We start from the raw sequence: 19,917 nt of genomic DNA, 5'->3' as shown, positions 1-19,917 counted from the left end.
CACGCCGCCCCGTCCGTTCGCCGAAGCTGCTCAGCCCGCGGTGCGTTCCAGCTGCACCACGATCGGGCGGTGGTCGCTGCCCGAGCCGTCGAGCGAGCGCATCACAACGGAGCCGGAGACCGTCCAGTCGGGCGTGGCCATCACGTGATCGATGGGCGCGCCGAGGATCGCGGGAGCATCGGTGGGCCAGGTGCCGACGCCACCGTTGCCGCTCCCGGAGGCGGTGTCGTGACAGCGCCCCAGGGTGCCCCCCTCGACACCCATCCCCGTCATGTGATCGAGAGTGGCGTTGAAATCGCCGGCGAGGATGACGTTGTCGCTCGCGCACTGATCGGCGAGCCATTGCAGGTCGCTGCGCCACTGGGTCATGTACTCCTGGCGGGGTGCGACCGCGTGCGCGGCGACGATGATGGGTCCGTCGCCGGACGTCGGCATCGCGACCGCGCTCGGCACGGTGGAGGTGTTGCTCGAGCCGTCGAGCGAGGACTGGATGACGGAATAGTCGCCGAGCTCGGGCCGGATCAGCACGGTGGTCGAGGTGGCATCCCATCCGGTGATGCCGTATTCGCCGTACTCGGCGTGATGCGCCCACATGGGCTGGCCCATGTCGCGCATCAGCTCGGCCACCTGGGCACCCGTGTCGATCGTCGTCTCGGGGAGGGTGACGACGTCGGCCTGCATCCCCACGGCGAACCGGGCGATGGATTCGGCCGATGTCGCGGAGCCCGCGGTGTTCCACGTCATGACGCGCAGGCTCGTCTCAGTCTTCGCGGGGAGCTCCTCGGAGCCGAGTCCGCGCTCTGCCAGGATCGCGACGTTGACACCCCCGGAGACGCCCAGGATGACGGCGAGCGCGAGCGCGAACGCCCGGAGGGGACGCACCAGGGCGAACAGCAGCATGAGCAGCGTCGCGGCGAGCAGGACGGCGGCGAGCGGAGCGCGGAACGAGATGATCTGCGCGAGAGGGAACATGCGTTCCAGGCCGAACGCCGCGGGCCACGTCAGCACGGCGGCACCCGCCGCCACGACGAGCACGACGAGGGAACCGAGCAGTCGACGCACGGACCCGACCTTAGGTCAGCCGTCTGAGAGATCGACGGACATCGACCGGATGCCGTCTGCGCGGCGTCGCGATGCGGGGAGGTCCGGGCGGGGGAGCGGAGCGATACGCTCGACGGGTGCCGCAGCTTCGTCGATTCACCGGACCGAGCGACCTGCATCTGCACTCATCGCACTCCGACGGCACCGAGCCGCCCGCTGAGGTGATGGCCGCCGCGCACCGGCACGGCCTGCACACGGCCGCCCTCACCGACCACGACACCACATCGGGGTGGGCGGAGGCGGCCGAGGCCGCGACCTCGCTCGACATGACGTTCGTGCCGGGCATGGAACTGTCGGCACGGCACCGGTGGCGGAGCGTCCATCTGCTCGCCTACCTCGTCGACCCCGACCACGACGGACTGCGGGCGATGACCGACCGCATCCGCTCGTCGCGTCTGGATCGTGCGCAGATCATGGCGGAGCGCATCTCGCACGACTACGACATCGCCTGGGACGACATCGTCGCCCAGACCACCGACGGCGCGACCGTGGGTCGCCCGCACATCGCCGACGCGCTCGTGGCACGGGGGATCGTGGCGGACCGCACGGAGGCGTTCGCCGGCATCCTGCACCCGGCCGGTGACTACTACGTCGCGCTCTACGCTCCCGACCCGGTCACGGCGGTGGAGCTGGTGGTGGCCGCCGGTGGTGTGCCGATCGTCGCGCATCCGGCGGGCCGGGCTCTGCTGCCCGACAGTGTGCTGCAGGCGATGCTGGCTGCCGGTCTGGCGGGCTTCGAGCTCGCCCACCGCGAGAATCTGCCCGAGCCCACCGCGCTGCTGGCCGACCTTGCGAGCGAACGCGACCTCATCGTGACCGGCTCGAGCGATTATCACGGGCTCGGCAAGCCCAACGTCCCGGGCGAGAACACGACGTCGGATGCCATGGTGGAGCGAATCTTCGCGCTCGGTCGAGGGTCGGCCCCGGTCTTCCCGTAGCGCGCGGCGGGCGGCGGTCGCGTGCCGCCTTCGTGGGGCGCGCTCCCGTTCGGCTCCGGGCGGATGCCGGGGCCGGGCGCCGGCGGCGTTGCGGCGCCCGAGCGGTTGCGGGGTACGGGCCGCGCGCGTGTAACGGCATCCGTCGCATAAACCCGATTCGTGCGCGTAAACGCGCTGTGTGCGTGTTTCTGCGCACGGATGGTGTTTATGCGTGGGTCCGCTCGGGGACGCTGCGTGTGCGGGCAAGGCGTCGTGGCGCGGGGAGGATTGTGGGTGGGGCTTGTCGTGGCCGAAACCGCCGGCGGGCGCGTCGCTGTCACGCCGGCGAACACGCGAACGGCGCCGACCCCGAAGGGCCGGCGCCGTTTCGGCGGGTGCGTGTCAGGCGACGGGTGCTGTCGGGGCGCCCGAGCTGCCACCGCTGCGGCGGCGACGGCGACGGCGCGGGGCCGCGTTGCCGTCGTGGTGCTCCTTGCCGGCGCCGTCGTGCGTTCCGGCACCGGCCTCGCCGCGCTCGGCGCCGGCAGCCTCGCCCGCCGCGCCCGGCGTGGACCCGCCGCGGCGGCGACGACGGCGCGGGGTGCGCTCGCCCTCGGCATCCGTCGATCCCTCGCTCGAGCGCTCGGGCTTGGGCGCGACGGCCTTGGGGGCGGTCACGAGACGGCCCTTCGTACCCTCGGGGATGTTCAGATCCGTGTAGAGGTGCGGGCTGGACGAGTAGGTCTCGGTCGGCTCGGGCTGACCGAACTCGAGCGCGCGGTTGATGAGCGCCCACTTGTGCACGTCGTCCCAGTCGACGAACGTCACGGCGATACCGGTGTTGCCGGCGCGGCCGGTGCGACCCGCGCGGTGCAGGTAGGTCTTCTCGTCGTCGGGGATGGTGTGGTTGATCACGTGGGTGACGTCGTTCACGTCGATGCCGCGCGCGGCGACGTCGGTGGCGATCAGCACGTCCTTCTTGCCGGCCTTGAACGCCGCCATCGAACGCTCGCGCGCCTCCTGGCTCATGTCACCGTGGACGGCGGCGGCGTTGAAGCCGCGGTCGCCGAGCTCGTCGACGAGCTTCTGCGCGGCGCGCTTGGTGCGGGTGAAGATGACTGCCTTCTCGCGGCCCTCGGACTGCAGGATGCGGGCGATCACCTCGTCCTTGTCGAGCGAGTGCGCGCGGTAGACCAGGTGCTTGATGTTCGCCTGCGTCAGACCCTCGTCGGGGTCGTTCGCGCGCATGTGGATCGGGTTCGACATGAAACGGCGGGCGAGGGCGACGATCGGCCCCGGCATGGTCGCCGAGAACAGCTGCGTGTGCCGCACGGCGGGCACCTTGGTGAAGATCTTCTCGATGTCGGCGAGGAAGCCGAGATCGAGCATCTTGTCGGCCTCGTCGAGCACGACCTCGGTCGCGTGCGAGAGGTCGAGCAGTCGCTGGTTGGCGAGGTCGATGAGGCGCCCGGGGGTGCCGACGACGATCTGCGCGCCGGCTTTGAGCTGGTCGATCTGACCCTCGTAGGCCTTGCCGCCGTAGATCGCCACGACGCTGGTCGGGCGGTTGCTGGTCAGCATGTCCATGTCTTCGTAGACCTGGACGGCGAGCTCGCGGGTCGGGACGACGATGAGGGCCTTCACACCGGGCTCGGGGTTCGGTCCGAGACGCTGGACGACCGGGATGCCGAAGCCGAACGTCTTGCCCGTACCCGTCTTGGCCTGACCGATGATGTCCTGGCCCGGGAGCCCGAGGGGGATCGTCTGCTCCTGGATGGGGAAAGCATCGACGATGCCCTTGGATGCCAGGGCATCGACGATGTCCTGATCGATGCCGAGCTCGGCGAATGTCGTCATGAGCGTGCCTGTTCCGGCGGCGAGAGACCGCCTGGGGAGTCGTATCCACGCCCTCACTCGTCCACAGGCGCGGGGTCCCGATCCGTCGCCGGGACCCACCTACTCTACCCGGCACGCCTCGGCAGCCCCCGACGCCTAGGCTGTCGTACGTGTTCGCGTGGTTCCGTCGTCGTCAGCGCCCGGTGGGCCGCACGCTCCAATTGCGCTCGCGCGGCGACCTCGGCGAGGCGATGCGCGTCGACTTCGCCGAGCTCGCGCCCGACGTCGACACCTTCCTCGGGCAGGCCGCGTACCTGCAGCTCGGCTTCTTCGAGACGCTCAGCGAACTGATCGCCCTCACCCCCGAACTCGCCGAGAAGGAGTCGCTCTCGCGGGCCGCGGGCGCGGCTCTGATCAAGCACCAGGAGCTGGTCGCGCTGATCCGCGATCGCGGCGCCGACCCGACGCAGTTGATGCTGCCGTTCCGCGAGTCGCTCGACGCGTTCCGGCGCAACACCCACGGAGTGCGCCCGCAGGAGACCATGCTCACCGTGCACATCACGGCGGGGCTGCTCGACGACTTCTACCTCGCGCTGTCGTCGAGCTACGGTGACACGGGGCGCCGCGTCGCCCGCATCCTGCAGGCCGATGACGACCGTCAGGCGATCGTCGACATCCTGGCCGCCACCATCGACAGCGACGAGGAATGGCGCTGGTTGCTGGCGCTCTGGGGCCGACGCCTCGTCGGCGACACGCTCCTGGTCGCCCGCGCGGCGCTCCGCCACGGGCACCTGGACCGCGCCGAAGAGGAGAAGGTCGAACCGGTCTTCAGCGATCTGATGGGCGCCCACGCGCGGCGGATGGATGCCATGGGCCTCGCGGCCTGACGGCTGTCGCTGCGTCCGCACGCGTCGAAGAGCGGACCGCTCAGCGTCCCGACGGTCGACGGGCGGCTGCGAAGGACCACGCCGCCCGGGAACGAGGCCGCAGGGCGACGCCCGCGGGGTCAGACGCCCAAACGCGCGCGATCTGCCTCGTCGCGGGCGACGCGTGCTCGGGTGACGAGCGGGACCAGCGCGAACACGGTCGCGGCGGGAGCCAGCACCGCGACGAGCCACAGGATCGGCGAGTCGGCGCCGAGCCCCGACCACGTCAGCGCGGTCCACACGACCGCGGCTGCCGCCGCGCCGGCGAGCGGTGCCAGCGCGGCGCCGCGCAACTCGCGGTGCGGCAGAGAGAAGTGCGCGGCGAGCCCGATGACCGCCCCCAGGATCAGGCCGAGCAGGATCTCCACGGTCGCGCGCTCAGGCGACGAAACCGACGCGGCGCAACTCTTCGGTACCGAGTTCGACGAACGCGAGGTTGGCGGTGGGCACGAGGTAGGAGTTGCCCTTCACATCGGTGAAGGTGACGTGGCTGGCCGAGCTGTCGAGGGCCGTGGCGACGGCGGTCTTCACGGCGTCCGAGCTCTCGTTCGTCTCGAAGTTGAGTTCGCGGCCGGTGTTGGTGATGCCGATGCGGATCTCCACGATGCGTCCTTTCCTCGCGGGGCCGCGGTCGGCCCGGCGTGTTCTTCGACTCTAGGGCAGGCTCACGTCGCCGAGACGCGGGGCGGGTGCCGCTTCGCGGACGGCGAACGCGGGTCGCGCCGATGCCGGTGGTGAGCATGCGGACGCGCCCGTGAGGGGCCTCTCGGAGGGGCGCGGGGGCAATGTCGGAGGTCCGGTTTAGCGTGGACGCATGCAGATTCCGGATGCCATGACCCGCCCGGCGTCCCCCCTGCTCGACGCGCCCCTCGACGCCGATCAGCGGACGGTGGCGGACTGGGCGACGGAGGCCAGCGGCGTCGTGGTCGGCGCCCCCGGCTCGGGCAAGACCACCACCCTGTTGGCGCGGGTGCGCGAACTCGTGGCATCCGGCGTCGACCCCGATCATCTGCTCGTGCTGACCCCCACACGCCCGGCCGCGACGGCGTTGCGCGACCCGCTCGCCCTCGCCGTAGGGCGGGCCACATCGGGTGCGCTCGCGCGGTCGGTCGCATCGTTCGCCTTCCAGCTCGTGCGCGGTGCGGAGGTGCGGCGCGGCGGTGAACCTCCGCAACTGCTGACGGGCGGCGACGAAGACCAGATCATCCGCGATCTGCTCGAGGGCGACGCGCTCGACGAGGTCGACGGCGTCTCGCGCTGGCCCGCCTGGCTCGACCCGTCGATCCGCTCGACCCGGGGTTTTCGCGGTGACCTCCGCGCGTTCCTCGCCGAGTGCACCGACCTGGGAGTGACCTCGGCGGAGCTGGCGGATCTCGCGGCGCACCTCGACCTCCCGGTGTGGGCGTCGCTCGCGTCGTTCTCCGACGAGTACCGGGCGGTACGGGCCTCCATGCGAGGGGCGCACCGCGACGCCGCCGACCTCGCGCGCGAGGCGACCGTCGTGCTCGACGACGCCCGTGCGGACCGTGAGCTCCTCGGCCGGTTCGCCTCGCTGCGGTGCATCCTCGTCGACGACGCGCAAGAGCTCACCCCGGGTGGGATCGATGTGCTGGGGGCGTGTCGCGCCCTCGGCATCGGCGTGGTCGCGTTCGGCGACCCGGATGTCGGGTCCGGCGCCTTCCGCGGAGCGACGCCGGAGAATTTCGCGCGTCTCGCGCGCGAACTCGGCACGACGGTCGCGCTCGGCACGCCGCACCGCGGCACGCCCGAGCAGGTCGACCTCGTGCGCCAGGTGGCATCCCGCATCGGCGCGGGCCGGGGTCGTGGCGCACCGTCGAGCCCCGGCGGGTGCAGCCCCGCAGGGCTCCGTGCGCACGTACCTGCTGCGCTCGCCCGCCGAAGAGGCGGATGCCATCTCGCGGCTGCTGCGCGAGCGGCACGTCCTGGAGGGCGTCCCGTGGGGTTCGTGTGCGGTGATCGCCCACGACTCGCGGCAGGTGGCCGCGCTCGAGGCCGAGCTGGCAGCCCGCGAGGTGCCGGCGCGGGCGAGTGGACCGGGACTGGCGCTCGGAGCGCAGCGGCCGGTCCGAGACCTCGTGCGGCTGGTCGAGTTGGGCATGACCGATCCCGGCGACTGGGCCGCGGATGACGTCGTCGATGCGCTTCTCGGCACGTTCGGAGGTCTCGACGCGATCGAATTGCGGCGACTGCGCACCGCTCTGCGTCACGGGGAGGTGGCGGACGGCGGCGCGCGGTCGGCGACCGAGCTTCTCGTCTCCGGCGTGCGTCATCCGCTCGAACTCGCCGCCGTCGATTCGCGCGAGGCGCGACGCGCAACCCGGTTGGGCGAAACCCTGGCCGCGCTCGGCGCCCAGGCGCGAGCGCGTGCCACCGCGCACGAGATGCTCTGGACGGCGTGGGAGCGCAGTTCGCTCGCGCGCACGTGGCGGGAGGCGTCGCGCGGACGCGGCCCGCTCGCGGAGCAGGCGGACCGCGACCTGGATGCCGTCGTCGCGCTGTTCCAGGCGGCGAAGCGGTACACCGAGCGCGAACCCGACGGCGAGGCGTCGACATTCCTGCGCGCGGTGCTCGACAGCGACGTGGCGGAGGACCGCATCGAGCAGCCCGCGGTGGTCGACACGGTGCGTGTCCTCACCCCGGCGGCTGCGGCCGGCACGTCGTTCGACACCATCATCATCGCCGGCGTCCAAGAGGGAGTGTGGCCCAACACGCGCCTGCGCGGAGGGCTGCTCGAGACCTGGCGCCTCGCCGAAGTGGTCCAGAACCCCGACCTTCCGGCCACGGGCATGCTGGACCGGCGGCGGGCGGCCATGCACGACGAGCTGCGCCTGTTCGTGCGAGCCCTGAGCCGCGCGGAGCGCATGCTCATCGTCACCGCGGTCGATGACGACGACACCGGTCCGAGCGTGCTCTTCGAGATGCTGCCGACGCCGGAGCCGGCGGCATCCATTCCCGAGCACCCCCTGTCGCTGCGAGGGCTGGTCGCTCGTCACCGGCGTTCCCTGACGGCACCGCGGGTTCCCGCGGCCGAACGCGCACATGCGGCCGGGCAGCTCGCCCTGCTCGCCGCCGCGGGGGTCGCCGGGGCGTCCACTGACGATTGGTACGGTGTCGCGCCGCCCACGTCGACCGCCCCTCTGCGCGACCTGGAGCGCGAAGACGTCCGCGTGTCGCCCTCGCGCCTGCACGCGCTCGAGGAATGCCAACTGGACTGGGTGATCGCCGACCTCGGGGGCGATCGCGGGGGGACGACGGCCGGTATCGGGACCATCATCCACGCGGCGCTCGAGACGGCGGCATCCGGCTCGGAAGAAGACCTGTGGGCGGTCGTGGAGGAACGCTGGGGAGAGCTCGCATTCGATGCCGTGTGGCGGGAGCGCGCCGAGCGCACGCGCGCACGAGACCTCGTGCGGCGACTCGCCGCCTACCTGCGACGCTTCGACGACGCCGGCGGTCGGCTGATCGGTGCGGAGAAGCACTTCGAGGTGCCCATTCCCCTCAGCGATGCGGGCGCGCACGGCGCCGTCCTCAGCGGGGACATCGATCGCGTCGAGGTCACGCCGTCGGGGGAGGTCGTCATCGTCGACCTGAAGACGGGGAAGAACGAGCCGCAGACCGACCAGAAGGTCGCCGACAACCCGCAGCTCGCGGCCTACCAGCTCGCCTTCTCGTCGGGGGCGATCGGGCAGGTGGCGGGCCTGACGTCCGGGGGCGCCAAGCTTCTCGTGCTGCGCCCGACCGCCAAGAAGGATTACGCCGAGCCCACGCAGCAGCCCTTCGACGACGTGCAGCGCGAAAAGTTCGTCGCGCGCGTTCAACGCGCTGTCGGGGTCATGCGCGGCACGAGCTTCGCGGCGCCGTACGAGGTGCACTGCCGTGACGAGTTCTCGTACGGCCTCTGCCGCATCCACACCGTCGCAGCGGTGAGTGCGTCATGACCGGCGGGCTCTCCGCCGCGACGATCGCGGCCGCGCTCGGGCAGTTCCCGCCGACCGCCGAGCAGACGGCCGTCATCGAGGCGCCGCTCGCCCCCGCCCTCGTCGTCGCCGGGGCCGGCAGCGGAAAGACGGAGACGATGGCGGGGCGCGTCGTCTGGCTCGTGGCGAATGGGCACGTGCGACGCGACGAGGTGCTCGGTCTGACCTTCACCCGGAAGGCCGCGGGCGAGCTGGCGGAGCGCATCCAGAAGCGGCTGCAGCGCCTGTCGGAGTTCGAGTCCCGTGGCCTGCTGCCCGCGCTCCCCGCCCTGCACGCCGCCGGCGAGCTGGCCGTGTTCCGCGAGCTCGCCGACCTCGAGGGCGTCCGCGGTGACACTCGGCGGCGTGAAGCCCTCGACGCCCTCGCCGCTCGGGTCGGCGTGTCGGCGGAACAGCCGGTGGACGCCGACCACCTGCTGCATCGCCCGACGGTGTCGACCTACAACAGCTTCGCCGACTCGATCGTGCGCGAGCACGGGCTCCGCATCGGACGGGATGCCGAGTCCGCGGTGCTGTCGGAATCCGCGGCGTGGCTGCTCATGCGCCGCGTGGTCTTCACGTCGGATGATCCGCGCCTCGAGGAGCGCCAGGAATCACCGCGCACCCTCATCGACGCGGCGCTGCGCATCGCGCGCGACGGCGTCGACAACCTCGTGGATCTCGACCGGCTCGCGGCATTCCCCGAGGAGTTCGGCCGCATCGTCGAGCGTCCGTCCACCTCCTCCCGCGTCAGCGTCTACAAAGAGGTGGCCGAGGCGGCCGCCAGAGTGTCGGCGTTGTCGCTGCTTGCGACCCTCGCGGCCGGTTACGACCGCGAGAAGGCTCGCCTGGGCGTCATGGACTTCGCCGACCAGGTCGCCGGGGCGCTCCGCATCGCTCACGAGCATCCGGCCGTCGTGGAAGAGCTCCGCGCGCGCTACCGCGTCGTCCTCCTCGACGAGTATCAAGACACTTCGGTCGTGCAGACCGACCTCCTCGCGACGCTGTTCGGGGGCACGGGCGTCATGGCCGTGGGCGACCCGCACCAGGCCATCTACGCGTGGCGTGGAGCGAGCGCCGGAAACCTCGGCGGCTTCCCTGCGGCGTTCGCTCCTGCGGGCGGATGCCGGCATTTCTCGCTGCTGACGAGCTGGCGCAACAGCGCCCGGGTGCTCGACGCCGCCAACGCGGTGCTCGCTCCGCTCGCCGCACGCGCGGCCGTCGCCGTCGAGGAACTCCGATCGCGACCGGGCGCCCCGGCGGGTGTCGTCGAGATGGTGTTCGAGAACGACCTGGATGCCGAGGCCGACCGCGTCGCCGCGTGGTTCGCGGGCGTGCGCGCCGCTCGGTCGGCGCAGGGCCGTGCGACCACGGGAGCGCTGTTGTTCCGCAGCAAGAAGCACATGGTGCGATTCGGTGACGCGCTCGGCCGCCGCGGCATCCCTCATCGCATCCTCGGCCTCGGTGGTCTGCTGACGACCCCCGAAGTGGTGGATGTGGTGTCGGCGTTGCGGGTCATCAGTGATCCCGAGGCGGGTTCCGCCCTCATCCGGCTGCTGTCGGGGCCGAGATGGGCGGTCGGACTCGCCGATCTGCGTGCGCTGGCACAGGTGGCGCGCCGCCTCGCGACGCACGACGTGGCCCTGCAGCCTCTCGCGCCCGAGGTGGTCGACCGACTGCGATCGACGCCGGGCGCAGACCGGGCGTCGCTCGTCGACGCGCTCGATTTCGTCACCCGGCAGACGGATGGTCATCGATGGCTCGCTGACATCAGCCCGGAAGGACGCGCTCGCCTGCGCGAGGCGGGGGCGGTGTTCGCGGGGCTGCGTCGCAGCGTCGGAGCGCCGATCCCGGAGCTCATCCGGTTGATCGAGGCCGAGCTGCGGCTCGACATCGAGCTCGCCGCGAACGAGTCCCGCGGTCCGGCGCGCATCGCGTCCGCACAGCTGCGTGCGTTCGTCGACGAGATCCGCGGCTTTCTCGCCGCCGACGAATCGGGATCGGTGACGAGTCTCCTCGCGTGGCTCGACCATGCCGAGCAGGCCGACGAGTTCGCCCCGCGCACCGAGCCTCCTGAGGCCGATGTCGTGCAGCTGCTGACGATCCACGGGTCGAAAGGGTTGGAGTGGGATGCCGTGGCGGTCGTGCGCCTGGTGACCGACGAGTTGCCGTCACTGCCGCGTGACACCAAGGGCTGGCTGGGTTTCGGCATCCTGCCGTCGGAGTTCCGCGGCGATTCGGCGTGGCTTCCCGTCTTCGGGTGGCGCGGCGCCGAGACGCAGCAGGATCTGAAGGCCGCCATCGACGACTTCGTCGCGGCCAACCGCGCGCGACAGCTCGATGAGGACCGTCGGCTGGCGTACGTGGCCTTCACCCGGGCGCGCGATCATCTCCTGCTGTCGGGCTCGAGCTGGTCGGGCACGAAGCGTCCCCGGCGACCCAGCGTCTTCCTCGAGGAAGCCGCCGAGGCGCTGGAGATCGACCTCGCGATCGGAGAGCCCGGCGATGACCCGTACGACGGGGAGCGCCGACTTCTGCACTGGCCGCTCGACCCGCTCGGCTCCCGGCGGACGGCGATCACCGCGGCCGTCGCCGCGGCTGAGGCTGCGCGGACCAACGAGCCGGTCGGCCCCGACGCCGACCTCGAGCTGCTGCTCGCCGAGCGAGCCGACCGGCTGCGGCCGTCGCACGATCCCGCTCCGACCCGGATCCCCGCGTCGAAGTTCAAGGACTTCGTCGCCGACTACGGGCGGGCGGTGGACGACCTACGACGACCCATGCCCGAGCGGCCCTACCGGCAGACGCGCCTGGGCACCCTCTTCCATGCCTGGGTGGAGCAACGTTCCGGTCAGGTCGGCGCCGGGATCGGCCTGGACGACGGCCTGTGGGATGACGAGGAGATCGGCGCCTCCGCGGCCGATGCCGAGGAGCTCCAACGACTGCGGGAGTGTTTCGAGCGGTCCGAATGGGCCGGCCTGCGCCCGCTGGAGGTCGAGACCGAGATCGACTTCGTCACGACCCGGCTCGATGGCCGCGAGCACGTCATCATCTGCAAGCTGGATGCCGTGTACCGTCGCGGCGATCGCTACGAGATCGTCGACTGGAAAACGGGCCGACCGCCTACGACCGACGCCGAGCGGCGCGCGCGGATGCTGCAGCTCGAGCTGTACCGGGAGGCGTACCACGCCAAGCACGGCATTGATCTCGACCAGATCGATGTGACTCTGTTCTACGTCGGCGACGAGGTGGTGCTGCGGGGCTGACGACCGGGTTGAGCGGCACCGGGTCTCCCCGCCGCATGACCGACGAAGGCTCAGGCCGAATCGCCGGACACACCCCACCGACGCAGCGCGGCGCGGCTCGCGCGGAGGGCATCCTGCTCGTCATCGACGACCGTGTCGGGCGCGCGGTCAGCGCGCGAAGTACCGTCGCCGTCCGTCTCGCGTGGTCTGTCGGCCGGCGTCGGAGTTTGCCATTCGATGCGGGTCGCGTCGACCTCCGCCGAGGCGTCGGAACGGGTCGCGGGGGGATCGGTCCACCCATCGAGGTCGACCGGCGCGGTGGCGTCGCGGTCGACGCTGTCGGGCTCGGGCAGTCGGTCGACGTGGATGGCGCCGGTGTCGGCATCCGGATTCGTGCGATCGTCCAGCGCGGCGGCGAGCGCTTCGGCGGCGGCGGCCCGATCGCGTTCGGCGGCGACGTAGAGCGACAGCGCCTCCGGGTCGTAGGCATCGGTCTGCATCGAGGTGTCGACGCCGCCCGGCACGGCGACGGGCGGGACGCTCTCGACGAGGGCCAGGGCGTCGTCGATGTCGCTGCGGGTGTCGGGGACGATGTGGTCCCCGCGCACGCCGTCGGCGAGCGCGTCGAGCAGGGCGACCGCGTCGGCGACCACGTCGGCCTCACCGGCGTCGTGGCCGTGGACGAGCCACCGGGCGAACTCGAGCTCGGCGTACAGACGGGCGCGCTCGCGCAGCAGAGGGTCGGGGGAGCGGTCGCCCGCGGCGGCGTATCCGTCGTGCACGTCGTCGGCAGCGGCGGGGGCGGAGGCCAGCCACCGGAGGTCGATGGCCGGATCTCCGACGCTCAGGCCGGACCAGTCGAGGAGGCCGATCACATGCGGCACGCCGTGCTCGTCGTCGGCGAGGACGATGGACGAGCTGGTGGCACCACCGAGGACGACGGCGGACTCGAAGCGCCAGAGGTCGTCGACGTCGAGCGCGCGGCGCCACCGCAGCATGAGGTCATCGCTCACTCGGCCCGTCGCGTCGGCGCGGTCGAGCAGCCGGCGCGCGTCGTCGCGGACTTGAGCGGCGGTGCGCACGGGAAGACCGTCGGTGCGGACGATGGATGCCGGAAGGGCGTGCACGGCAGCGAGAGCACCGCCGATGGCGGGGGCGTATCCCGGCCCCTTCGGGAGGTGCGCAGGTTCGATGCGGTAGCCGTCGATGTGGTCGACCACGAGCACGCGCTGCGTCCCGGAGCCGCTCTCGCCCAACACCTCGGGCACGGCGAACGGCAGGAGGGCGCGGACCCCCGCGGTCAAGGCGTGCAGGGCACGCGACTCGGCGGCGAGGTCGGGTGCTCCGTCCTCACCGGCGGGCATGCGCACCACGACCTCTCGGCCGTCGTCGGTGCGCACGAGCGCCGAGTCGAAACGCCCGCTCGCGTTCTCGGTGAGGGCTCGGGCCGTGGTGAAGACGGTGCCAGGCAGGGCCGTCGTCGCCGACGCGGCTAAAATGAGGGGCGAGCGTGCCATGCCCCCAAGCGTAGGTGGGCCCTCCGTCCCGCGCTCCGCGCCACGCCCTTGAGCGGGGAGGTCGAGCGCCACGCAACCGCCCCGTCCACTCGTCAGAGAGGTGCTCGATGCCGCGTCCCGCGTCTTCGCCGTCCACCGCGGGTGCGGCCCCGCGCTTCGATCGGTCCGGCGGGGAGCGCGAGGACGAGCACCTGTTGTCGCGCGTTCTGAGCGAGCCCGGTACCCGGGTGCTGGCCGTGCGTCGTGACGCCGCGCCTCTCGCGAACGGGGGCCTCGCTTTCACGAGCGTGCAGAACCTGCGTGCGTCGGCATCCATCGACACCAGCGCCGCATCCCCCTCCGGAGCCGTCCCGGTCGGGTCCGATGCGGAAGTCGACGCCCTCGACCCCCTCGGTGCGCCCGGCGTCCAGGAGTGGGCTTTCCTCGGCCGTGACGGCGCGGGGGAAGCGATCGTGCTGGCGGCCCTCGTCGACGATGCGCCCGACTCCACCGTCGCGGGGGCGGTCTGGGCGCCGCTGCGCGCGGCCGGCGGGGACCTTCCCGACGTGGAGGCGGAACTGCTCACCACCGCCGTCGCGCTGGCGGGGTGGCTCCGCGATGCACCCTTCTGCTCCGCGTGCGGCGCGCGCACGACGGTGCGCCATGCGGGCTGGTCACGGCACTGCCCGGTGTGCGGGCGAGAACACTTCCCGCGCACGGATCCGGCGGTGATCGTGCTCGTCACCTCGGCGCGATCCGACGACCGGATCCTGCTCGGAGCGAACGCGGCCTGGGCCGGGCAGCGGTTCTCCTGTTTCGCCGGATTCGCCGAGGCGGGGGAGTCGCTCGAAGACGCGGTCGTCCGCGAGGTGCAGGAGGAGGCGGGGGTCCGTCTGCGAAACGTCGAATACCGGGGATCGCAGGCGTGGCCGTATCCGCGCTCCCTCATGCTCGGGTTCCGTGCCGAGGTCGTCGACGATTCCGACGCCCGCCCCGACGGTGAGGAGATCGTGGACGTGCGCTGGTTCACCCGCGACCAGGTCGGCGCCGCGCTGCGCGGCGAGGCGGACGTGCAACTGCCGGGGACGGCATCCATCGCCCACCGTCTCATCGACGACTGGTATCGGGACGTCGCGTGAGCGGGCCTCTCGACGGTCTCGACGACCGTCAGCTCGAGGCCGCGCGTGCCCTGCGTGGTCCGGTCTGCGTGCTGGCGGGTGCCGGCACGGGCAAGACGCGCGTCATCACGCGGCGCATCGCGCACGGCGTCGACACCGGCGCCTACTCGCCGCAGCGGGTGATGGCGGTGACGTTCACCGCGAAGGCCGCGGGTGAGATGCGCGGGCGTCTGCGCGCGCTCGGGGTGTCGGGGGTGTCGGCGCGGACGTTCCACGCCGCGGCGCTGGCGCAGGTCAACTACTTCTGGCCTACTCTCGCCGGGGATCAGGCCCCCGCGATCATCGACAACAAGGTGCGCATGCTCGCCCACGCGGCCGACGGCATCGGGCTCGGCCCCGACACCGAGACCTTGCGCGACGTCGCCGCGGCCATCGAGTGGCGCAAGGTGACGTTGCGCTCGGTCGAGCAGTACGCCGCGGACCGCCCCGAGGGGGTGGGGCGGCTCGGTGTGGACCAGGTGGTGGCGCTGCAGCGCGCGTACGAGAAGCTCAAAGACGAGCGGCGGCAGATGGATTTCGAGGACGTCCTTCTGACCTGCGCGGGAATGATCGAGGCCGAGCCCCGCGTCGCCGCGGCCGTGCGCGAGCAGTATCGGCACTTCACCGTCGACGAGTACCAGGACGTCTCGCCCCTGCAGAACCGCGTGCTCGAGCTGTGGTTGGGAGACCGCCGCGACCTCTGCGTCGTCGGCGACGCCAGTCAGACCGTCTACTCGTTCACCGGTGCCGATGCCCGGTACCTGCTCGACTTCGAGCGCACGCATGAGGATGCCCGCGTCATCCGGCTCGAGCGCAACTACCGTTCGACGGCGCCGGTGCTCGCGGTGGCCAACGACCTGATGCGCGGTCGCGCCGGCGCTCTCGAACTGGTCGCGGCCACCTCGCTCGACACGCCGACTCCCACCGTCCGGGGTTTCGACGACGATGAGGACGAGGCGGCGGCGGTCGCCCGTTCCATCGCCGACTCGCTCGCGCGCGGCGTCGACCCGCACGACATCGCCGTGCTCTACCGCGCGCATGCGCAGTCGGCGGGTCTGCTCTCGGCGCTGGCGAGCGTCGGTGTCGCGGCGTCGGTGCTCGGGGGGCGGAAGTTCTTCGACCTGCCCGAGGTGCGGCAGGCCCTGATGGCGCTCCGCGCCGCGTCGGTCGCTCCGATGGAGACCGGCTTCTTGGCGACCGTGCGCGACGTGCTGCGCAGCGTCGGACTCACCGATGACCCGCCGCAGGCGGGCGGCGCCCTGCGGGAGGCGTGGGAGGCCCGCGCAGCCCTGCTGCGCCTGGCCGAGGAGGCGCCGGCGGGCACCGACCTCCGGGCCTTCACGGATGACCTGCAGGCACGCGCACGCGATCAGCACGAGCCGACCACGCGAACGGTGACGCTCGCCACCCTGCACGCGGCGAAGGGGTTGGAGTGGGATCACGTGTACCTCGTGGGAGTGAGCGAGGGGCTGTTGCCCATCTCGTACGCGAAGTCGTTCGAGGCTGTCGACGAGGAACGCCGACTGGCCTATGTGGGCGTCACACGGGCAGCGCGGACGTTGTGGATGAGTTGGGCGCGAGGTCGCGGTCGAGTGGAACGCGCACCGTCACGCTTTCTTCGGGAGATCGGCACTGGCAGTCTTCGCTCGGCCGATGCAGCTCCCAGGCCCGCCGGAACGAATCGGCGCGCAAGCGCAGCGACCTCGTCGTCGCCGCCGAAGGCGCGCTGAGCAGGAACCGAGCGGCTCGGCCGGCCTCGGCGGCCAGGGCGACATCGACGTCGGGCCGAGGCCGACCCAGCAGCTGCGCCGCGACGACGGGCCACTGCGGGTCGTTGCGCCGGCGGCGGACGTCGAGGCAGGCGAGACACGCCGACACACCGGGGACGACGACCGGCCCGACCGTGGCGGTCGCGGCGTCGAGCGTGAGGGGGACGTGCGTGATGTCGTCGCGCAGCAGGCCGGCCGCGCGCCGCGGGTCGACCCGGTAGGCGGCGAGCAGGACGACGTGCGTCCCGCGCGGCACGCGCGAGCGCTCGGTGCCGGCCCATGGGATGACCGTCGTGCGCGCGGGCAGAGCGGCCAGGACCGCGCGGATGACCCGCTCGGGCAGGTCGTCGGCGACTTGCACGCCGATGGGTCTCTGCCGCCGTCGCGCGGCGAGGGCAGGGGCGACGGCGTCGAGCAGGTCGTCGGCCTCGGCGGCGGTGGCCCCGTGCACGCGCGCAAGGGCGCGGACTTCGGACCGCGTCGTGCCGGCCACGAGGGCCGCCACCACGACATCCACCCACGCGGCGACGACCGGTGCGACAGCGACGGCGGGCGCGCCGAACTGCACGCGCCCGTCGTCGCGCCAGAGCGGGGGAGCGGAGGAATCGAGTCGGATCATGGCCCGATCCTGGCGCGGACGAGGATCAGGGATGCCGCTGTCCCCAGCGGCCCGGGAGACCCGGCGCGTGGGGAGGAGCCACGCGAAACGCGCCCGAAGCGACGGACGTCACCCCGGGCGCGTTGCGCGAAGAGACTCAGACCGGTCGCTGGTCGCCCGGCGCGGCGTCGTCGTCGGGGCGCTCGTCGCTCGATTCGCGCGGAGCGGCCGAGCCGTCGGCATCCGTCCCCTCGTCGGCGGTGCCGGCGGCGCGCCCTCCCTCCGCCTCTTCGGCGAGCAGCTGCGCGAGCGCGTCGTCCATGGCGTCCGCGGGAGCGGCCTCTCCGCGGGACGCGGCCGTCAGCCGGGAGAGCAGCGCGGCCGGGTCGTCGATGTCTTCCGCGCTGGGCATGAGGTCGGGGTAGTCCCACAGGGCGTCGCGGCCCTCGACGCCGACCGCCTCGGTCACCTGACGCCACATCGCAGCGGCCTCCCGCATGCGACGCGGACGCAGCTCGAGGCCCACGAGCGAGCCCAGCGCCTGCTCGGCGGGGCCGCCGACGGCACGGCGCCGACGGACGGCCTCGGCGATGCGGGCGGCGGCGGGCAGGCGTGCGGTGGCGTCCTCGGTGACGACGTCGACCCATCCCTCGATGGTGGCCAGCAGGTTCTCGAGGCGGGTGAGGGCCGCGGTCTGCTCCTCCGAGCGCTCCGGCAGCAGCGCACCGCTCTCGAGGGCGCCGCGAAGCTCCTCGGGCTGCGACGGATCGAAGCGCGAGGCGAGGTCTTCGAGAGCCGCGGTGTCGACGCGGATGCCGTGCGCGAAGTCGCGCACCTGAGAGATGACGTGCAGGCGAAGCCAGCGCGCATGACGGAAGAGGCGCGCGTGCGCGAGCTCGCGCGTGGCGAGATAGAGGGCCAATTGGTCTTCGGGGATCTCGAGGTCGCGTCCGAAGTCGGCGAAGTTCTGGGGGAGGATCGCCGCATCGCCGTCGGGCATGAGCGGGATGCCGACGTCACCGCCGCCGACGACCTCGGTCGACAGGCGTCCGACGACGTGCCCGAGCTGCGTGGCGAAGAGCGACCCGCCGACGGTGCGCATGAGGCGGCCGGCGCCGGCGATCATCTCCTGCATGTCCTCCGGCGCCTGCTGGCCGAGGGCGGCCGTCAGGGCGTCGGCGATGCTGGTGGCGACGGGCTCGGCGAGCTCCTGCCACACCGGAAGCGTGGCGCTCACCCACGCCCCGCGGGTGACGGCCCGCGCCGGACGCGGCAGGTCGGGGATGGTCGTCGCCTCGCCGAGCCACAGGCCCGCGAGCGTGAAGGCCTGGTCGAGATCGGTGCGCTGACCGGTGGTCACGCCGAGTCCGTCCTGGTTGGCGATGTGCAGCGCCTGGCGTTCGGCGAGGCTCCAGTCGACACCTTCGTCGGAACCCGCGAAGGCCCCCTGCAGCTGGTTCATCACCTGCTGCAGCATGGCCGGGTCGATCTGCATGCCCGACAGGCGCGAGAGCTGCTCCGGATCGATTCCGCTGGTGTCGCCCGACATCAAGCGGCGCATGAGCTCCTGGAACTCCTCCTCGGGGCTCCGGTCGTCGGGGCCGCGGTTCTCGTCTGCCATGTCGGCCGCCTTTCAGCCAGGTCTGGGGGAACGAGTTCTACGCTAGTCGCACGCTTCCCCGCATCTGCCGGCCCGGCCCCGCGCCGCTTACGCCGCGCGCGAACGACCCGGCAAAGGACCCTGCAACCGTGACCCTGTTCGATGAGAACGTCTCCGTCGTGCCCGCCCCGCGTCCGCGGTGGCGTCGCAGCACCGTCGTGGGTGTGTGGGCGCTCGCCGTGGCGATCCTCATGCTGGCGACGCTCACCTTCGTGCCCTCCGCCTATGTCATCCAGCAGCCGGGTCCCGTGTTCGACACGCTCGGCACCTCGACCGACGCCGAGGGGCAGGAGGTGCCTCTGATCACGGTGCCCGATGAGCAGGACTCCTCCACCGGCCGTCTCGACCTGCTGACGGTGCAGGTGAGCGGCAACCGCGAGCGCACGCCGAGTTGGCTCGAGCTCGCCCTGGCGTGGTTCGACCGGTCGCGCGCGGTGGTTCCCATCGACCGCATCTTCCCCGCGGGCCAGAGCACCGAGCAGCGCAACACCGAGAACGCCGCGCTCATGACGGACTCGCAGAACGAGGCCAGCGCAGCCGCCCTCCGCGAGCTCGGGTACGACGTGCCCCAGCAGATCTCCGTCATGACCATCGACGACGCGGGAGCCTCGGCGGGCCTGCTCCAGCAGAACGACGTCATCACCTCCGTCGACGGCGCGGCCGCGACCAGCGTCGACGCGATCCGTTCGAAGGTCCAGGATGCCGCCGGGGCCCCGGTCGAGGTCGGCTACGAGCGCAACGGCATCCCGGGATCGGTGGAGGTCACCCCGCGCGAGAGCGAATCCGACGGACAGACGGTCTACCTGCTGGGCGTGGGGCTCATGATCTCGTTCGACCTGCCGGTGGATGTCACGATCCAGCTGAACGACGTGGGCGGTCCGAGCGCCGGGATGATGTTCGCGCTCGGGATCATCGACAAGATGTCGCCCGGCGACCTCACCGGCGGCAACCACTTCGCCGGCACGGGCACGATCGACGCCGACGGCAACGTCGGTCCCATCGGCGGCATCCGTCAGAAGCTCTACGGAGCTCGGGATGCCGGTGCCACCTTCTTCCTCGCGCCCGAGGCAAACTGCAACGAGGTCGTGGGGCATGTGCCGGACGGCATCCGCGTGTTCTCGACGTCGACGCTGGAGCAGTCGCTGACGGTGCTGGAAACGGTGCGTGACGGGGGCGATCTCGACGCCCTTCCGACATGTGGCTCGGGATCGTAGCATTCACGGCTTACCCCGAGAAGG

The 19,917-nt window shown here is 72.0% G+C and carries 14 protein-coding genes; 8 read left to right on the top strand and 6 right to left on the bottom strand.

The window, feature by feature from the left end:
• Window positions 1–30: 30 nt before the first annotated feature.
• Entirely contained in the window at window positions 31–1,062 is a 1,032-nt protein-coding gene (locus QE392_RS13520; RefSeq protein ID WP_307452586.1) for an endonuclease/exonuclease/phosphatase family protein, read from the bottom strand.
• Window positions 1,063–1,178: 116 nt separating this feature from the next.
• Between QE392_RS13520 and QE392_RS13515 the strand changes: the two genes are divergently transcribed.
• Entirely contained in the window at window positions 1,179–2,039 is an 861-nt protein-coding gene (locus QE392_RS13515; RefSeq protein WP_307452584.1) for a PHP domain-containing protein, read from the top strand.
• A 381-nt stretch (window positions 2,040–2,420) separates the two neighbouring features.
• Here QE392_RS13515 and QE392_RS13510 read toward each other — a convergent pair whose 3' ends face one another.
• Window positions 2,421–3,875, bottom strand: coding sequence for a DEAD/DEAH box helicase (locus tag QE392_RS13510; protein ID WP_307452582.1), 1,455 nt, complete (start codon window positions 3,873–3,875; stop codon window positions 2,421–2,423).
• A gap of 149 nt (window positions 3,876–4,024) precedes the next feature.
• Here QE392_RS13510 and QE392_RS13505 point away from each other — a divergent pair, with 149 nt between their 5' ends.
• On the top strand, window positions 4,025–4,741 hold the full coding sequence (locus tag QE392_RS13505; RefSeq protein ID WP_307452580.1) for a ferritin-like fold-containing protein: 717 nt from the start codon (window positions 4,025–4,027) through the stop codon (window positions 4,739–4,741).
• A gap of 119 nt (window positions 4,742–4,860) precedes the next feature.
• On the opposite strand, the gene QE392_RS13500 is transcribed toward QE392_RS13505, so the two are convergent.
• Window positions 4,861–5,148: a hypothetical protein gene (locus QE392_RS13500; RefSeq protein ID WP_307452577.1), complete on the bottom strand. Its 288-nt coding sequence runs from the start codon at window positions 5,146–5,148 to the stop codon at window positions 4,861–4,863.
• 10 nt (window positions 5,149–5,158) lie between these two features.
• Window positions 5,159–5,383 (bottom strand): DUF3107 domain-containing protein, encoded by a 225-nt coding sequence (locus tag QE392_RS13495; RefSeq protein WP_307452574.1) that lies wholly within the window; start codon window positions 5,381–5,383, stop codon window positions 5,159–5,161.
• A 211-nt stretch (window positions 5,384–5,594) separates the two neighbouring features.
• Here QE392_RS13495 and QE392_RS13490 point away from each other — a divergent pair, with 211 nt between their 5' ends.
• From QE392_RS13490 to QE392_RS13480, 3 genes are read left to right on the top strand one after another with little or no spacing between them, the layout of a single operon-like run.
• Window positions 5,595–6,929, top strand: a complete 1,335-nt coding sequence (locus QE392_RS13490) for a UvrD-helicase domain-containing protein (RefSeq protein ID WP_307452572.1) — start codon at window positions 5,595–5,597, stop codon at window positions 6,927–6,929.
• Entirely contained in the window at window positions 6,898–8,739 is a 1,842-nt protein-coding gene (locus tag QE392_RS13485; protein ID WP_307452570.1) for a UrvD/REP family ATP-dependent DNA helicase, read from the top strand. Before QE392_RS13490 ends, QE392_RS13485 begins: the two co-directional genes overlap by 32 nt.
• Window positions 8,736–12,020, top strand: coding sequence for an ATP-dependent DNA helicase (locus QE392_RS13480; protein WP_307452569.1), 3,285 nt, complete (start codon window positions 8,736–8,738; stop codon window positions 12,018–12,020). Before QE392_RS13485 ends, QE392_RS13480 begins: the two co-directional genes overlap by 4 nt.
• Window positions 12,021–12,070: 50 nt before the next feature.
• On the opposite strand, the gene QE392_RS13475 is transcribed toward QE392_RS13480, so the two are convergent.
• Window positions 12,071–13,516 carry a phosphotransferase gene (locus tag QE392_RS13475; protein WP_307452567.1) on the bottom strand — a complete coding sequence of 482 codons (1,446 nt, stop codon included), beginning with the start codon at window positions 13,514–13,516 and terminating at the stop codon, window positions 12,071–12,073.
• A gap of 107 nt (window positions 13,517–13,623) precedes the next feature.
• On the opposite strand from QE392_RS13475, the gene nudC reads away from it, so the two are divergent.
• Entirely contained in the window at window positions 13,624–14,634 is a 1,011-nt protein-coding gene (gene nudC, locus QE392_RS13470; RefSeq protein ID WP_307452565.1) for an NAD(+) diphosphatase, read from the top strand.
• Entirely contained in the window at window positions 14,631–16,382 is a 1,752-nt protein-coding gene (locus QE392_RS13465) for an ATP-dependent helicase (protein WP_307452563.1), read from the top strand. The genes nudC and QE392_RS13465 overlap by 4 nt, the downstream gene beginning before the upstream one ends.
• Before the next feature lie 794 nt (window positions 16,383–17,176).
• Here the strand turns inward: QE392_RS13465 and QE392_RS13460 are convergent.
• Window positions 17,177–18,640, bottom strand: a complete 1,464-nt coding sequence (locus QE392_RS13460) for a zinc-dependent metalloprotease (RefSeq protein WP_307452561.1) — start codon at window positions 18,638–18,640, stop codon at window positions 17,177–17,179.
• 128 nt (window positions 18,641–18,768) lie between these two features.
• On the opposite strand from QE392_RS13460, the gene QE392_RS13455 reads away from it, so the two are divergent.
• The gene (locus QE392_RS13455; protein WP_307452559.1) at window positions 18,769–19,893 is read left to right on the top strand and encodes a YlbL family protein; all 1,125 of its coding nucleotides are present in this window, start codon (window positions 18,769–18,771) and stop codon (window positions 19,891–19,893) included.
• Window positions 19,894–19,917 lie beyond the last annotated feature (24 nt).

Source organism: Microbacterium proteolyticum (genome assembly GCF_030818075.1).
Classification (GTDB): Bacteria; Actinomycetota; Actinomycetes; order Actinomycetales; family Microbacteriaceae; genus Microbacterium; species Microbacterium proteolyticum_A.
The sequence above is the reverse complement of the archived record's forward strand: the minus strand, read 5'-3'. Positions and strand labels throughout refer to the sequence as shown.

What these genes read in the sequence shown, in the direction of transcription:
- QE392_RS13510 (WP_307452582.1), bottom strand. Translation starts at nt 3,875, where the DNA reads ATGACGACATTCGCCGAGCTCGGCATCGATCAGGACATCGTCGATGCC.
- QE392_RS13490 (WP_307452572.1), top strand. Translation starts at nt 5,595, where the DNA reads ATGCAGATTCCGGATGCCATGACCCGCCCGGCGTCCCCCCTGCTCGAC.
- QE392_RS13485 (WP_307452570.1), top strand. Translation starts at nt 6,898, where the DNA reads ATGACCGATCCCGGCGACTGGGCCGCGGATGACGTCGTCGATGCGCTT.
- QE392_RS13480 (WP_307452569.1), top strand. Translation starts at nt 8,736, where the DNA reads ATGACCGGCGGGCTCTCCGCCGCGACGATCGCGGCCGCGCTCGGGCAG.
- QE392_RS13475 (WP_307452567.1), bottom strand. Translation starts at nt 13,516, where the DNA reads ATGGCACGCTCGCCCCTCATTTTAGCCGCGTCGGCGACGACGGCCCTG.
- nudC (WP_307452565.1), top strand. Translation starts at nt 13,624, where the DNA reads ATGCCGCGTCCCGCGTCTTCGCCGTCCACCGCGGGTGCGGCCCCGCGC.
- QE392_RS13460 (WP_307452561.1), bottom strand. Translation starts at nt 18,640, where the DNA reads ATGGCAGACGAGAACCGCGGCCCCGACGACCGGAGCCCCGAGGAGGAG.